General features: G+C 64.3%; 4 protein-coding genes. 2 read left to right on the forward strand and 2 right to left on the reverse strand.

What is annotated here, in order from left to right:
* The first annotated feature begins 128 nt into the window (after nucleotides 1–128).
* Both FOM02_RS28480 and FOM02_RS28485 read left to right on the forward strand, forming a co-directional pair.
* Nucleotides 129–1,274 (forward strand): glycosyltransferase family 4 protein, encoded by a 1,146-nt coding sequence (locus tag FOM02_RS28480; protein ID WP_141263012.1) that lies wholly within the window; start codon nucleotides 129–131, stop codon nucleotides 1,272–1,274.
* Entirely contained in the window at nucleotides 1,271–2,293 is a 1,023-nt protein-coding gene (locus tag FOM02_RS28485; protein ID WP_051377838.1) for an NAD-dependent epimerase/dehydratase family protein, read from the forward strand. The genes FOM02_RS28480 and FOM02_RS28485 overlap by 4 nt, the downstream gene beginning before the upstream one ends.
* A 193-nt stretch (nucleotides 2,294–2,486) precedes the next feature.
* On the opposite strand, the gene FOM02_RS28490 is transcribed toward FOM02_RS28485, so the two are convergent.
* Nucleotides 2,487–3,473: a glycosyltransferase family 2 protein gene (locus FOM02_RS28490; protein WP_063617178.1), complete on the reverse strand. Its 987-nt coding sequence runs from the start codon at nucleotides 3,471–3,473 to the stop codon at nucleotides 2,487–2,489.
* Between the two features lie 41 nt (nucleotides 3,474–3,514).
* Nucleotides 3,515–16,924, reverse strand: a complete 13,410-nt coding sequence (locus FOM02_RS28495) for a filamentous haemagglutinin family protein (RefSeq protein ID WP_265440319.1) — start codon at nucleotides 16,922–16,924, stop codon at nucleotides 3,515–3,517.
* Between the last annotated feature and the right edge of the window lie 18 nt (nucleotides 16,925–16,942).

The raw sequence follows: 16,942 nt of genomic DNA on the forward strand, positions 1-16,942 counted from the left end.
TATGCGCACGCGACGCGCATCGTGTCTGACCGGGCGCGGCTTGGACCAAGCCCCGAGCGGCAATGACTTCGGGCTGCCAATTGACCGCCACCTCACCGCACGAAATCACTGAGCAGCCCGCCGCCATCATGTCCGACTCCCGCCTCGTCTACATCTGCGATTGGCTTCCGCCCGACTTTGGCGCGGTCGGACAATATTCCGTGCTGTTCGCCCGCGAGCTCGCGCGCGACCGCGGCCTGCATGTCACGCTCGTCGGCCTCACCTCCGGCGAGGCGACCAGTTCGATCGAACGTTTCGAGCGCGGCGCGCTCGAGATCGTCAAGGTGCCGGTCCCGGCCTACGACAAGGCAAAGACGTCAGCGCGCATCCGCTGGACGGTCGCGACCAACACCAAGCTGTTGCGGGCCGCCCTGCCCTACATCCGGAAGGCCGACTCGGTCCTCTTCACCGGAAGCCCGCCGCTGTTCCTGCACTGGATCGCACCGCTGAACGCGCTGCTGCGCAAGCGGCTGATCTATCGCATCACGGATTTCCATCCCGAATGCGCGATCGCCGAACGCGGCAGCGCCAGCCTGTTCCTGAAGCTCGTCCTCACCCTCACCCTGTTCTGGCGCCGCCGGGTCGACACCTTCGAGGTGCTCGGCCATGACCAGGCGATGCGGCTCGGCGAGATCGGGGTGAGCAAGGAGCGCATCGTCCTGAAGCGCGATCCCTCCCCGATAGCGATCGGTCCGGACACGCCGCCGCTCGCCCGCCCGGCGCAGACCGAAGGCAAGTTCCTGCTGCTGTACTCGGGAAATTGGGGCATCGCGCACGACACGGCGACATTCGTCAACGCCTATATCCAGCATTACAGGCAGGGATCGGGAACGGTCCTGCTCTGGCTCAACGCCATCGGGAAAGGCGCCGCGACCGTCGCCGAGGCGCTCGACGCGGCCAAGGTGCCCTACATCCGCACCGATCTCGTGCCGCTGGATCAGCTCGCCTCGCTGCTCAGGACGCCCGATGCGCATCTCATCACCTTGAAGAACGCGTTCGTCGGCTACGTGCTGCCGTCCAAGGTCTATGCCTGCGTCGATTCCGATCTACCGGTGATGTTCATTGGCCCCACGGAATCCGACGTTCACCTGCTCTGCGACCAGCGCAAGTCGAGCTCGTACTTCCATGTCGATGTCGGCGACAGTGAGCGATGCACGCAGCTGCTCGAAGATTTCGGTGCGAGCCAGAACGCATCGTCAACAAAGAAACTACGATTGGTCAGGAGCAGCGTATGAAGAAGGCATTGGTCTGCGGCGCAGGCGGGTTCATCGGGTCCCATCTGGTCAAGCGCCTGAAGGCGGAAGGTTTCTGGGTCCGCGGCGTCGACCTCAAATATCCCCGCTTCAGCCCGACCCAGGCCGACGATTTCATCGTCGGCGATCTCAGGGATCTCGCGGTTTGCCACGAAGCCGTCGATACGCGCTTCGACGAGGTCTATCAGCTCGCCGCCGACATGGGCGGTGCCGGCTACATCTTCACCGGCGAGAACGACGCCTCGGTGATGCACAATTCGGCGCAGATCAACCTCAACATCCTCGAGGCCTGCCGCCGCCGCAACAGTTTTCGCATTTTCTACTCGTCGTCGGCCTGCATCTATCCGGAATACCGGCAGCTCGAGGCCGAGAACGCGGGCCTTGCCGAGAGCGATGCGTATCCGGCAGCACCCGATAGCGAGTACGGTTGGGAAAAGCTGTTCAGCGAGCGCCTCTATGCCGCCTACGCCCGCAATCACGGTTTCGAGGTCCGCGTCGCGCGCTATCACAACATCTTCGGGCCCGAAGGCGCCTGGAACGACGGCAAGGAAAAGGCGCCGGCGGCGATCTGCCGCAAGGTCGCGCAGGCCGGCAATCCCGGCGAGATCGAGATCTGGGGCGACGGCGAGCAAACCCGCTCGTTCCTCTATATCGACGAATGCCTCGAAGGCACCATCCGCTTCATGCGCTCGGACTGGGCGGGACCGGTGAACATCGGTTCGGAAGAAATGGTCTCGATCAACCGCCTCGCGGCGATCGCCGCCGAGATCGCCGGCAAGACAATCACCCCGCGCCACATCCCCGGCCCGCTCGGCGTGCGCGGCCGCAACTCGAACAACAAGCTGATCTTCGAGAAGCTCGCCTGGCGCCCATCGCAGCCGCTCGCGAGCGGCATCGCCAAGACCTATGCCTGGATCGACCAGCAGGTCCAGAAGACCCAGCGCCCCAAGGAATCTCTGAAGCCGATGATCCGCCAGCCGGAAATCGAGGCGGCAGAGTAACGGACAAAAGAACGGGTTGATGTCGACTGTGCCGCATCCGGGATCGGATGCGGCACTGTTTTGATTCACGACTGACTGCGCGTTGGTCCGCGCGAGCGTGGCGTCGCCACACAATTACGCGTACCGCAATCGGAACCGATCGATCTGCTCTCGCCGGTTCGCGACGACAAACTCCAGACGAACTTGCGTGCGATTAGTGTGCGACAGCCCGCTCGCGGCTACGCTCGCCCTCTGCCGCGACAATGCGCGGCAGTGGCTGCGCCGGCGCCGGTACCGCGACGTTCGGGTCAAACCCGGTCGCCAGCCGCACCGCCTCGCTCACCGGAATCCCCCGCCGTTTCGCCAACGCCATGACCTCGTCGAGCTTGGCATCGATCAGGGTGCGGTACCAAAAGCCCTGGAGGACGTGGAAATAATAGCCCTGTTTGCCGTCGAGGAAGCCGAGCCGCGCGACATAGCGGTAGAGGAAGAACAACAGCGGCCGCACGCCGCCGGGCAGCTTCTCGTAGACGCGTTCCTTGACGAAGCGCTTGAGCTTGGCCTGCCAGGACGCGCTGTGGCGCTGGATGTCCATGTTCTCGCCGAGCAGCCCGCGCGAGGCGAGGATGTCGATCACCTCGCGCGAGGCATAGCGATTGTGCTTGCCGGTCCACCAGTCGAGCGAGTTGAGGTTCTCGTCGACGAGATCGATGTTCGATCGCACCACCCTGCCGGTGACGATGATGTGCTCGTCCATCCAGCGCTGCTCGCAGGAGCCCTGCCCGGCGCGCCAGAGCCTGAGCTGCCAGCTCGGCTCGATCGCGCCCCATTTGATGCGGCGGCCGAGAAACACGATCTGGCGGCGGACGACGATGCCGCCGACGTCGCGCGGCTGCCGGTCCAAGAGGTCGTGCAGGCCGGCCGCCGATTCCGGCGTGAGATATTCGTCGGCATCGATGCGCATCAGCCAGCCGGTCTTGCCGGCGCAGGCCGAGATCGCCTTGTTGGTCTGGGTCGCATAGTTGATCCAGGGATTTTCGATCACCTCTGCGCCGAGGCCGGCCGCGATCTCCCTGGTGCGGTCCTTGGAGCCGGAATCGACGACGAGGATGCTCGCACACTGACTGCGGATGCTCTCGATGCAGCGCGCGATGTGCTTCTCCTCTTCCAGCGTCAGGATGATGGCGTGGATGTCGGTCATCGCGCGGTCCCCCGGGCCCGTGGTGTTGCGCGCAGCCCCGCTCAGGGCTGCTTGCGCTCCTTGTCATCGGACTTGGTGCCCTGTCCGTTGCCGGACGAGTTGGAGTCCTGGCCGCCATTTTCGCCGCCACCGTAGCCGACCACCTCGACGATGAAGACCGAGGCGCGATCGTTGTTGCCCCCCGCGGTGGGCGGCTCGGCCGACTTGGCCGCGGCGCCGGCAGTATTCGAGGCGGCGCTGAGCGCGCCGATGTTCGGAGCCGTGACGGTCGGGATGCCGGTGGAGGTGCCGCCAACCTGGATGTTGCCGGCATTGACCACCTGCACCGCCGCGATCGTCAGGTTGCCGGAGACCCGGATGCCGGCTTCGCCCGCATCGACGGTGCCGCGCGGCGCGAGCAGGTAGGCGTTCGACTTCTTCGCAAGCTTCGAACTCTGGACCGCTGCGATGCCGGCGCCGCTGACGAGGCCGCCGAGATCGACGCTCTGATAGTCGTCGGAGTTGAACACGACCTGCAATGGCGGGAACGACAGCGTGGTCTGGGCGCCGCGCCCGGCGTCGAGGTCGCCGTTCGAGCTCCACATCAGGATGTCGCCGCCCTGCTGGGTCATGACACGGCTCGAATTGACCAGCACGCTGGCATCCGTGAACGTGTTGATGTCGCCGACACCGAGCGTGAGGATGCCGAGATCGTTCGGCTTGAGCAGCGGGTTCGGCTCGAGCGCGAGCGAGCCGACGCGGATCGTTCCGCCCGGACCGAAGATCGAGATGTCGCCGCCGAGCCTGGTCTGGATCGTCGCGTGCAGCAGGTCGAGATCGCCGGTGTGCTTGAGCGCGTTGGCGCCGTTGGTGCCGCCCCCCAGCGCGTTCTGCGTGTACCCGAAGTCCGACGGGAACATGGTGTTGATCGCCTGGTAACCACGCTGGTAGTTGCCTGATGTTGCCGATTGCGCCTTGCCGACGGCCTTGAGCTCGGCGAAGAACACCTTGTCGGCGAAGACGTGCTGAAGATCCTTCGGCAATGATTGGAAGATGCCCCATGCGTCGGCGTCGCTGCTGGCCGACCTGCCGATGCTGACGAGGAAATCCTTCAGCTCGCCGATATAGTTGTGATCGACGCGGGAGGCGTTGGCGGGATCGATATAGGTGCCGATCACGCCCGGATGATAGACGGACTGATTGGTGGCCCGGTCCACGGTCGAGTAGCCCTCGTAGTTGATGCCGTTGGCGACGCCGAACATCGTGATGATGTCGGCCCCGGTGCCCGGCAGCAACTCGTTGCGCTTCTTCGTGATCGCGTTGACGGCACCGAGCAGCGTGATGTCGTAAAGGCCACTCGAGCCCAGGCTGACAAATCGGTTGCCGACCGGCCACAGGCTGGCGTTACCGACCGAGGCGATGCCCTCCTGGTCCGGGGTGAAGGCGCTGCTGTCGCGTGTGACGGGCAGGAACGGCCCGAGGTCGCGCCCGGCCTGCACGACGAGGAAACCGGAGCCGGCGATCTGCAGGCCAGGCCCACCGAGAACACGCCTGAATGTGAAACCGGTCGGGGCCGGGAGATTTAAAGCCGATGTGACGTTGGAAAACGTCGCACCGTAGTTGTACAAAATGTCACGTCCCGCCTCAATGGTCGTGACGTCGTCTGCAGCAACGTTCTGCGCGATAAGATTGAGATTGAGAATGTCGCGGCCGGCATAGATTTTTGCCGGCCGGTTGAGTTCGACCCTCGAATAGTCAACCGGCGTGGCCGAGGAGACGATTGAACCAGTCGGTATGAGGCTTGTCGTGGTCGCCACCGCCGAGATGTCGCCCGATACCGCGTAGATGCGTGCAGGGTTGGTATCATGGTCGTTCCGGTGGGCGAGCAGTGCGGAACTGGAGGCGCCCGTCATGCCGTTGTTGGGCTGGTATGGGTCGAACGCCGTATCGAGCAACGATGGCCCCGCCGAAATGGACGGCGCGGCCGTAGCCAGATTGGTATAGCCGCCGGTCAGATCAATGCTACCCTGCGCAAGCAGTTCAAACCTACCATTCTCCGAGCCCGTCAAGACGATGCCGGGCATAACGGATAGGGTATTAGTCGTCGAATTGGGCGCGAGCCCTTTTGTGGTGATGTCCCCGTCCGCTGCGATCGCGGTGAAGCTCGCAGGATAGGTCAATCCGGTGATCCAGGCGATCGTACCTGTCTGCGGCATCGCGATGTTCAGGTTTCCAGTGGATGCCACGACGTTGACCGCACTGTCCGGTCCATAGGTGTTCATGAGCAGCCCGGTGGTAGCCGTGGTCGCGGAATTGGCCGCCGTGCCCGACTGAAGGTGCAGCTGGGCGGGGTTGACCACGCCGCCGATCGCCATCGATCCGCCCGAGAGCATGCTGATCTGGCCGGTGTCCACCGCGAGCAGGGTGTAATTGGGCGCGCTCGTTCCGTCCCTGAGCGTGATCGTGCCGTTTGCGTCCACGACGCCGCTGACCTGGATGCTCGCGTGCCCCGAGCCTTCGTAATATGAACCGCCCAGCAGATTGCGACCCGCTCGCACCGTCATGTTGCCGCTGCCATAGAGCTGGGTTTGCGGTGTGCTCGCCGAGGAAAGCCCGCCGGTGACCCGCCCGGTCGTGGGCAGTGAGACCGAGACGTCGACCAGATCGCGGCCTGCAACGACATTGACGTTGCCGCCAGCAGAGAGAATGCCCTCCCGGAAGCTGGCGTACTGGATCCACCAGGCGGTCTGTGATGCAATGCTTGCGGAAGGAGCGAATACGCCGGCACCCACGGTTGGGGCGCCGACCGAGCTCGTCACGCCGGCATCGGCGATGAGCCATGGCACATAGTAGGCATTCCACAGGGTTGTGGTGACCTGACCATTAAGTGGGTTCTTCGTCGTCGTCGTGACGTTCTTGTAGCCCTTGATGTCCTGCTGTGCGATGACCGACACGTCACCCGCAGCAGTGGGGAAAGCTGCGTTGGTTGGCGCGCCATAGATCGCTTCCACGAGGGTCGAATTCGTGCCGCTCTGTGTCGGGCTGCTATAGCTCAACAGCTGCGGCTCGAGGAAGCCGTTGGCATCCGTCACATTGCCAGACGCATCGTAAGGGTTGGCGTATCGGGCGGTGTTCACGCCCGCGGCATAGATGACGCCCGGCGCGACCGTATCGGCGAAAGTGACGTCGCGCGCGGCCGCGACCGAGATGCTGCCAGTGCCGGTCCGCACCATGGTCGGGAGATTGAGATTCGCCGCGATGGTCGATGCCGGCGCGTGCCCGCTCACGACGACGTCGCCGGCACCGCGGCCGTTCACGCTTGCGAGCGACTGCATCGCGTTTGGATTGGCGCTTCCCATGTCGGCGCCGGCCGTCAGACGGTAGGACCACGAACCGGGATTGGTGATCGCGGCTAGGTCATCCGATGCGGAGTCGGCACCACAATGGCTGACACAGACATTCAGCGTGTGCGGGAACAGGTCCGCTTCGTTGAGGTCAAGCGCACTCGCGCTGACGCCGTTGGGATCGCCGGTCGTGCTGTTCGTTTTGTACGGTGCGATCGGTGCCGGCTTGGAGGTGTTCAGGTTGGCATTATTGTCGATTCTGCGTGCAGCGGGGTTACCGAGATAGGCCGAGACGGCAGTCGTCCTGTAGGTCGAGTTCAGATAATCCCCGAACTGGAAGAACCCATCGGAGATCGAGGCGTTGACGTTGATGTTGTTGAAGGCGCGCAGCGTCAGCGCGCCGGCTTCCACCCCGTAGCTCGGCGCGTCCAGGCTACCGTAGTTCGCCAGATAGCGGTAGGCAAAATCGACGTAACTTATGCTGGGATCGAAGTACTGGGTCCCCGCTAGCGAGCCGGTGTTGTTCTGCAACTTCCCGACGGTGCCGGCCGCCAGATTCCAGTTGCTGGCGACGGTGATGCTGCCGCCATTGATGTTCAGATCCGGATTGACGAGTTCGACGCCGGGCCGCAGATGCACTACCGAACCGAGCTGGTTGGCGAGCGGCTTCACGATCCGATCCATGGCACCGCTGAAACCGAAATGCTTGACCTCGGTGCTGGTGTTGTAGGTCCAGTTGCCCTGCACATATTGCCGTAGCGTCACGCCTGCGAAGTCAACCGAGCTGCTCGTGGCGACCGTGTCCATATCCGCAATGAGTGAAGCCGCCTGTGTCGCGCCAGCGCCGCCGCCCGAGAAGCTGGCAATGGCAGCGCCGGCGACACCGCTGGCGTAACCCGCACCGGCATTGGTCACATTGACGCCGACGACCGTCATCACGGTGCTGGCGAAATCGCTGGCGGTCAGATGACCGGTGAGAATGAGCTTGCCACCCTGATAGAACAGGATGGTAGAAGGCGCGCCGGTAAAGCCGCTGCCGGCGCCGGTGATGGTGAAGGTCGGAACACCGTTGGCGTCCGTCGTCACGGTTCCGGTCGCCGAAGCACCACCCGAGGCCGATTGGATCACCACGTTGCCCGAGAAATTGGGGTCGAGGTGATACCAGTTGCTCGTCGTGGCGATCGAGATGCTCTTGAGCCCCATCACCGCGGTGCCCTGGGCCTGGCCGGCCGTCGTCAGTTGCGCGCTGGCGAAATCGCTGCCCGTCATGTGCGCGGTGGTGACAAGAACACCCTGGCTGTAGAAGCGGATCGTCGCAGGCGCACCGGTGAAGCCTCTGCCCGGATTGGTGATGGTGAAGGTGGGAACGCCGTTCGCGTCGGTCGTCACGATGCCGCTTGCCGCAAGGCCGTCCGTGGGCGCCTCGATCACGACCTCGCCGACAAAATTGGGATCGAGATGGTACCAGCTGCTGGTCGAGGCGATCGAAATGCTCTTGAGCCCGGTCGCGGATGTCGCGGGCGCAGAGAAGATCACGTCGGGAACCTGGGTGTACGCCCCGCCGCTGCCCGGGGGAACATACACCGTGTTGACCTTGAAGCTCGTCTTCGACACCGAGCCGCTGGGATCGAGCACGCCGTTCCAGCCGAGCGAGGAGGCATCGATGCCGCCCTGGCCGTTGGTGCTGAAGCTGACGTAGGACTCGATCGTCACGTCACGAGCGCCAGTGATCGTCGATGCGATCTCGGTGATGTAGACGTCGTTGCCGCCGTCATTGGGCGCACGGATCAGGACCGTGCCGCCGCTGAGCCCGCCCTTGGTGCCGCCATGGACGTCGATGCGCGAGCCCGGCTGCAGGTCGATGCCGGCATTGCTCTTGGTGCCCCAGCCGATCGCGATCGTCACGTCGCCGCCGCGTTCATCGCGGTGCTCGGTGGATGCGTTGAGGACACCCGTCGGCGTCAGGTCGATCTCGTTGGCGGCGTAAAGGTTGATTTTTCCACCGGCCTGCCCGGTGCCGTCGGCCGTCTTGCCGGCATAACCGCTGGCGTCGATCGTGCCTGCGATGACGATGCGTCCGAACTGCTGCGTCGGATCGCCGCCGTTCCAGGTCTTGTCATCCGCCGTGAGCGTGACCGAGTTGGCCTTGAGCGTGTGGCCCTCGGACAGGATCAGATCGCCGGTCCGGGTGTGGATGTCGACCGCCCCGGTGAAGCCGCCCGCCAGCAACTTGTCCGCCAGCGGATCGAGCGCCACCCTTGGCATGAAGCCCTGGCCGTCGACCTGAAGTCTGTTGGCGTCGATCAGCAAGCCGCCGCCGAGACCGTTGCCGCCCTTGCCGCGGAGATCCCCGAGCACCGTGGCCTGGCCGGCGGTCGCGAAAATCTGGACCTGTCCGCCATAGCCCATGCCACCGTCGGTCTGCGCCACGTCGATCACGCTGGCGTCGTTGCCGTTGGCCGCGCCGCTGGCGCCGCGCGTGACGACGTTGCCGAGATCGGCCTTCAGCACGATTTTCCCGCCAGCCAAATAGGTCGTGGTATCGACCAGGTTCTTGGCGTAGCCGCGCGCCGACAAATAGGCATTGTTGTCGAGCGTGATGTCTCCAGTCGTCGCCTCCAGCGTGATCGAGCCAGATTGCGCCTGGATGACGCTGCCCGACCGCTGCTTGCCCTGATCATCGGCAAAGCCGCCGACATTGACGCTGCCGCCCTTGAGCAGCAGGCTGCCGCCGGTGTCACCGCTATCCTTGGGCGGATTGGCGCGAACGGGCGGATTGCTGGGATCGGCGACGATGGCGTCGCCGATGTTGACGGCACCGGAGGTGGCAACGACGAACGATCCGCCGCCCTTCGAGGTGTTGCCGCCCACCGCAACCAGCGGCGTGATCATCTGGAGACCGACCACGTCGTTGCCGGTGCCCAGCGTCAACGTGCCTTGATTGCCGAACAGCACCTGGTCGCTGGCAGCGAGATTCACGTGCGAGAATCCCGCGATGGTCTGGCTGCCGCCGCCGAATACGACGTTGGTCGCGGTGACGTTCAGACTTCCACCGACGCCGGCCTGCGCCGACGTGCCGGTCGCGCCGCTGGTGTTGACCAGCGTCAGGGTGCCGCCGACCTCGATCCTGCTGTTGCCGCCGGTCCCCGTCACCGCGCGCGCGTCGAGCGTCAGCCCCTGCATCATCGTCTGGATCAGGTTGGTGCCGTAGAACGTGATGTCGCCGCCGGTTGCGGCGAGCGTCAGGTTCTTCACCCCGCCGAGCTGGGCCAGATTGCCCTGGCTCAAGATCACGCTGTCGTTCGCGCTCGCGCCGATCCCGATGCTGCGGCCGGCGATCTTGGCCTGGTTCGCGGTGATGGTCGTCGCCGGCAGATTGGGATTGCCCGCGACCGCCTTGTTGAGAATGATGTTGTTGGTGGTCGCGGACGCCTGCATGAACAGGTTGTTGGTCGTGATGTGCGCGCCCGCCTCGATCTCGATACGACCGACATTGCCGCCCGGCAATGTGATCGTGGCCGGACTGCTGCTGCCGTCGGCGCTACGCACCGGGAGGCCGCTGCTTGCCAGCGTCGTGAACTGGATGGTCAGCGGCGAGCCCGAGGGTCCCGCGACAGCAAGCGTCGAATCCTGAGACGCGACGAACAGGGCGCCAAGACCCTGGCTGGAATAGCTGGACAACACGGCTGTGGACGACGGGGTGCCGTTGGCGTAGCCCGCCCCCGGAACGCTAACGGGGAGCTTGTTGATATCGGCACCGGTGATGACGGTGCCGGTGGAATCCAGCGTTCCGCCGAGAGCCGCCGCTACTTGCTGTGCCGTGGTGCTGCCGCTCGGATTCGAGCCGACATAGAAGTTGCGTCCCGCGCCGGTATGAACAGTCCCGCTGGTCGTGATCACGCTGCCGGTGGCGATCGAGATGGTGCCGGTGCCCGTCGGCACAGTGGCGTTGAACTGGGTCGTGCCGTCGACCCAATTGCCACTGACGTTGACCTGGAATGACGACGAGACAGTCTGTTGAGTCGCTTCCGGCTGGGTGACCAGCATGACTTCCGGAACGATCAGGCCATCCGGCGTATCGACCACGAGCTCAGATGCGGTCCCTGTGATCAGCGTGCCCTTTGACGTATCACTGCGCAATCCGCCGATCAGGACACTTTCGAAGCTCGCGAGCTGCTCGCTCGCCACGACGACATAGCCCGCAGCCGTATAGCCCTGTTGATTGACGCTGGAGCTGAGCACGGCCAGCTTGCTCGCCGAAATATCGAGCTCGCCGCCGCGACCGCCATTGGCAGGTGCGTTCAGCTCGGTTGCCGCGAGCAGGAGCGATTGCTGGGCAATCACTGCGATGCGGCCCGCATCGACCGGAAGCCGCGGGATCGCGACGCCGTCGTGCTTCGCCTTGTCGGTGAAATAGCTGTTGGCGGTGCTGAAGCTGTATTCGCTGTATTGACGCCAGACGCTGCTGCTTTGAACCGCGAACAGCTCGCTGCCGGACGATGAAGTTCCAGGCCGCACCGATTGCGTGTAGTGGCCCGACACCAGCACCGTGCCATCGGGCAGCGTCGTGCCCGATGGGATGTTGCGCCCGAGATTGCTGCCATAGTCGACCACGCGCAGCGCGCCAGGCAGGGTCGCATAGTGCCCCGGGTAGAGCGTATAGGTGCCGGCCGGGACGCCGCTGCTGCCGTCGAGATAGATCTGCTGTCCCGCCAGCGGATAGACATCCCCCGCCTTGACGGTTTGGCCGCCGTCGAGGCTGCGCGCCGTGGTGAAATGGATGTCGAAGGCTGCGACCGGATCGCTGCTCGAGGGAACGAGCGCATAGACGGTCTGGCCCGAGGGCGTCGTCGCGAGGGTGTCGCGCGAGCCGCCCTTGCCCTGGATCCACTCGGCCGCCTGGAGATCGCCGCCGCCGCGCGTATCGATCGTCGAGCCCTGCTTGACCGCAACGCCCTTTCCGTTCAGCACGAGCCCTTTCGACGGCAGCACCGGCTCGGTACCGTTTGCTGCGGCCAGCACAGGGTGGAGACTGGCGTTGTAATACCAGTTCACGCCGTCGATCGTTTCGCCGTAGGGCACGACGGTGTCGGCGAGCGTGACCGAGGTCAGGCTGCCGGGCTCGAGGGTCACCAACGTGGTCTGGATTTTCGACGTGTTGCCGGCCGCCGTGCCGTCATCGCCGAGCGTGATCCTGCCGAGCGGGGCAAAGATATTGCCGCCCTGATCGATGGTCGCGGCATAGACGCTGAGCGAGCCGCCGGCCGACAGCGGAATATCGCTGCGGCCGCCCGCGGTAGCCTGGAAAGTGACGTTGCCGGTCGTCTGAATGGTGAAGTCGACATCCGAGACGGGGTAGATTCGCTGGGCGTCGAGGACAATGTTGGCGCCGCCCGCCGCGATCCGGCCGCTGAACCGCGCAGCATCGGTCGAGCTGCCGCCGTTGGTAACCTTCGGGGTGCTGAGACGTATGTCGCCCGAACTTTTCAGCTGGATATCGTTGAAGCCGGCAAAGGCGGCATTCTCGATGTCGATCGTCCGGGCGACGATGACGTCCGAGGTCGGATCACCCGCTTTGGTGCGTTCGAAGCCCAGATGCAGCGAGCTGCCGGCGGTGCTGCTGGCACCGCTCCCGCCGGTGAGCAGCATATAGGGTGCGGCTAACGTCACCGTGCTGCCGGATTGCGTGGAGCTGATGGTGTTGGCCGCGATGTAGAGCCGGGACAGGCCGTTGTCGGATGTCCAGGTCACAGAGCCCGAGATCGACAATGGATTCAACGTCGGCGCGGCAATGCCGTAGGTGCTCCCCGACAGACCCGTAAAGATTCGCGCGGCTCCATTTTGCGCCGTCCCACTGTAGAGGAAGACGTTCTCGAACGCGCTCAGCCGATCGACTGCGGCGAAGATCGAAGACGACGTACCCGACGCCGACGCAAGCTGATTGACGAGCGAACTCGAATTGCCCGCGAGGTTGGCAAGCGTCGCCGGACCGCCTGCAAGAGTTCCGGCCAGTGCAGCCATGACATTGGCGGAATCCTGCTGCAGCAGCATCGCGCCGCCGCCGAGCATGAGGGTCCCGCCATTGGCCAGCGGCGTTTTTGCCGTCGCCGACATCACCTGCGTGCCGTCGGCCGAACGTCCACCCTTCGCCTCGAAGGTGCCGCCCCAGACGAACGCAGCGGCATCGACCTTGACGGTGCCGGCATCGCTCCAGGACTGAACCGTGACCGCGCCGCCGTGGCCGTCCTGGGCCTGGATCGACGTGGCGTAACCGGACACGTCGACCACAGCACCTTGCTCGGCGACGACATAAGTGCCGGACGGCACAGTACCGGGCGTGTAGGTGTTTGCGAGAGTGCCGACCTGAACGTTTGGCGCGGCGGCCTCGATGGTAAAGGTGCCGCCGCCCAGGACCGTGCCGCTGACAAGCTGGCCCTTTGGCTGCCCGAAGCGTGAGTTGGCCACGAATGTTCCGGAGACGTCGACCTTGGCCTGGCGGCCAAGCCAGGTCTTCTGCGCGTTCACCACGACCGTGCCGCCATGATCGATCACGCTGCCGCGCAGCAGGACGTTCTGGGCTGCCTGCTCCCGGGTCGGATCCAACACAGTGTACTGCGGGATGCCACCAAAGCTGACCTTGGCCTGCGGATCGGTCGTAATCACGGCACCCGTGTCGAGCAGGATGTTGTCCGATTTCAGCGTGAGATCCACCGCCTTGCGCTGATCGTCCGGCAGGCGCGTCCGCGCCGCGACGTCCGCAATCTTGCTGCCGGTCCCGACCTTGCTGTAGTCGGCAATGCTCGAAAGGTTCTGCTGCTGGAGCGTCAGGTTCACCCCGGCGGCCACGGTGATTGTCGCCTTCGTGCCGGTCCAGCCGTCGGGGGTCGATTCGATCACATAGGCGCCAAATCCGCCATCCGTCAGCCGGGAGGCCGCGAGCGTGACCGACGTGAAGCCCGCGCCGGTCGAAGTCACGATGCCCGAGTTCGCGTCGGCGCGCGTGGTGCTGTCGATCGTGATCGTCTTGGCCGCGCCCAGCGTCAGCGTGCCGTTGCGCTCAAAGCCGTAGGCCCGTAGCGTACCGTCGAGCTGGAGCTGCGCGACGTTGCCGCTGCTCGGCCTCGCCGGCCCCCCGCTGTCGGTTGGGTCGACAAACGCGGTACCTTGATAAGTGAGGAGTGAAATGCTGCCCCCGCGCCCGGCCATGACGCCCGTCGAGACGGTCTTGGCAACACCAGTCGAGGAAATGTATCCGCCGCTCGAGGCGTCCAGCACCGATCCCTGCGCGAGCAGAATATTGCCGGTGGTGTCAATTCCGTTGCTGTTCGTATTCGTCGCAATCGAAATCGAGCCGCCGTCGATGTATCCTGGGCCGCCCATATCGGTCCCGCGCCGGCCGGTGTCGTTCCCCCAGCGACCGCTGACGTCGAGCGTACCCTTAACAAAGATGTCGGCCTTGCCGGATACAGTCTGCGCCGAGCGGAATAAGGGATTGTTTCGAGCCGAAAAGCCGTCGGTCACCAGGCTGATCTGGCCGCCGGCCGCCGTGATATTGCCCGCGATACTGATCGCGCTGCCGGTCTTAGCGGAGAATGTTCCACCGGCCGCGAGGTTGAGGTCGGGCACTCCTGCCGCGTCGTTCGCCGAATTGTGCGTGACCAGCAGATCGTTGCTGTTGATCTGCAGCAGGCTGAGACCGTAGCTCGACAACGTCGCGGCCGACAGCACGGTCTGGTACACGCTGGTCGGGATGAAATCATCGCCCTTCACAACAGGCGCGAATTCCGACGGGTCGGGTACGCCCGCGATATGCCCGATCTGGTTCGTCACTCCCAATCCGCCGGACGTCGAATCCGGGCTCGTGCCGATCACGACGCTGCTCGCGAGATTGAGAGTTAGATATCCTTGCGAGGGGAGCTCGTCGCCCTTGGCTTGAGTGGCGGTGACGCCATTCGTCGCCGATGGCTTGAGGCCGATGGAGATTTGCCGCTCGCCCGCCGCGGACCCGAAATACATCTGGCCCTGGAGCTGGGGGCTGACGGTGGTGATGTTGATGCCGCCAGCGTCGTGTCCCTCGGTATAGCCGGGCTGATAGACCTTCGTCGCAGTCGACCAGACCTCCTTCACGCCCCAACGCGAGTGATTGACCGTGAACGTGCCGGCGAGCCCGAGATAGGTCATGTTGGGATCGGCGTTCGCGATACCGTATCTGCGGCCATCAGCCCCGAGCAGCACGCTGGTCGAGACCATGCCCGGGAGATAGGTGACGTTGCCACCCGCGACGTTGATCACCGAACCGGACTGCGTAATCACGCTGCGGTTGGTGGTCGCGCCGTCCGTTGCGGTCTGGTCCGTTTGCAGGGTGACGGCGCCCCCGCTGGTCAAGAGTTGCTGAATGCTGCGGCCGTAAGCGTTGATCGTGCCGCTGGCATCGGCGACTGGCGTTCCCACCCATGTCGTGCCGTCGCTTCGCGTCCCGGAGGCGCGGATGTCGATCCACAATGTCTGGCCGTACAGGGCGCCATTGCGCTGCAGCGGCATATCGGCGAATTCATTGCCGCGCGGCACGAACGGGATGAAATTGTAGCTGGCCGGGAGCACGACGTTCTGCAGCCCTGCAACGTCGACGGTTGCGCCGTCCTCCAGCAGGACCTGCTGCGGGCCGGTGATGCTGGAATTGAGCGTCCGCAGGACGTTGGTGCCATAACCGAATAACGAGTTCGTCGTGACACCGGTCGCGGTTGACGAATAGATGCTCTTGGAATTGCTCGAACCTAGATCGATCGCGCGCAGATTCACGGTGGCCGACGGGGCCGATATCAGGCCGCTGGAGCCCACCGTGACCGAGTTCTGGGCAGACAGTTCGACATAGGCCGGGGCGAAGGTCTGCACCGTGCCGCCCGCGCTTCCGCCTTGCGGCAGGCTGCTCGTCAATGGATCGTCGTAGGGAAGTGAGCTGATCGTGCCTTGCAGGTCGACGCTGGTCGCAGCCCGCAACAGGACCATGCTGTTGCGGGTGATACCGGTATCCGCCGAGATGACGCCGGTCTGGCTGACCGTGATCCGATCACCGTTCATCTGGGTGATGCCGCGCGGCGTTTCGATCAGACCGCTATTGCTGATCAGGCCCGTTCCTGCAGCGTATTTCGTCGTAAGCGACTGACCGAGGACATCAGCCGACAGGAGATAGTCATCGGCGAACTGGGTGATCTGAAAATCGGTGCCGCGATAGGCCACGCCGGAAGGAAGCACCGCCGACGGCAGCTTCCAGTACCCGCCCGAAACAAGATCGATGGTACGGGCCGCCACCATGGCAACCTCGCCGGCAGGAGACGTGAGCGTCCCCGCATTGGAGACGTTGCGGCCGAACAGATAAATGAAGCCGGGCGAATCCAGATCGACCACACTGGTCTTGATCGATGCGCCGGCCTGGACCGTTACGTCACCCCAGTGGTTGTTCTCAGCTGAGTAGCCCGAGTCGGCCGGCTTCAACGTGGTAGCAACGGAGAACGAGTTCGCACCATTAATGCCGGTACCCAGAAAATACTGATCGCGTGCGCTCTGCGTCAAATTCAGCGCGCCAACGTCCAGGCTCGAGGCCACCAGCGCGTGAACATTGACCTGCGCCCCGGCGCCGAAAATGATGCCGTTGCGGTTGATGACGTAGACGCCGCCGAGCGCGCTCATCTGCCCGAGAATTTGCGTCGGCGAGCCGGTCGGATCAGTCACGCGATTCAGCACGGTCCAGTCGGCGGACTGCTGCTGGAACTTCACGGACGTATTGCGGCCGATGTTGAACGTCTCCCAGTTCAGGATCGCTTTCTGCTGCGTCTGGGTGATGTCGACCGAGTACTTCCCGTCCTTGACGGTCTGGGTGAAGGTCGTGCTGGCGTTCTGCCACGAGGCCGGCGTGTTGAGTTGAAGCGTCGAGCACGAATCCCCGCATCCGCTCTGTGCGGTGACGTCCTTCACGCCGCCAAGTGGCATCAAGCCGTTCTTGATGACGCCATTCACGGTCGAGGCGGCTTGCGCGGCGGCCGCAGCAGCGTCCTGCTGCGCCTGGCGTGCCGCCGAAAGTGGTGCCTGATGTGCTGCTGGAAGCCAACGTTGCGGTGTCGATCGCGTCATGGATCCCTGATCAGTCCG

It is taken from the genome of Bradyrhizobium sp. SEMIA (assembly GCF_014844175.1).
GTDB classification, from domain to species: Bacteria; Pseudomonadota; Alphaproteobacteria; order Rhizobiales; family Xanthobacteraceae; genus Bradyrhizobium; species Bradyrhizobium arachidis.

Bases quoted from the DNA above. Each gene is read 5' to 3' on its own strand.
- FOM02_RS28480 (WP_141263012.1), top strand. From the start codon at position 129: ATGTCCGACTCCCGCCTCGTCTACATCTGCGATTGGCTTCCGCCCGAC.
- FOM02_RS28485 (WP_051377838.1), top strand. From the start codon at position 1,271: ATGAAGAAGGCATTGGTCTGCGGCGCAGGCGGGTTCATCGGGTCCCAT.
- FOM02_RS28490 (WP_063617178.1), bottom strand. From the start codon at position 3,473: ATGACCGACATCCACGCCATCATCCTGACGCTGGAAGAGGAGAAGCAC.
- FOM02_RS28495 (WP_265440319.1), bottom strand. From the start codon at position 16,924: ATGACGCGATCGACACCGCAACGTTGGCTTCCAGCAGCACATCAGGCA.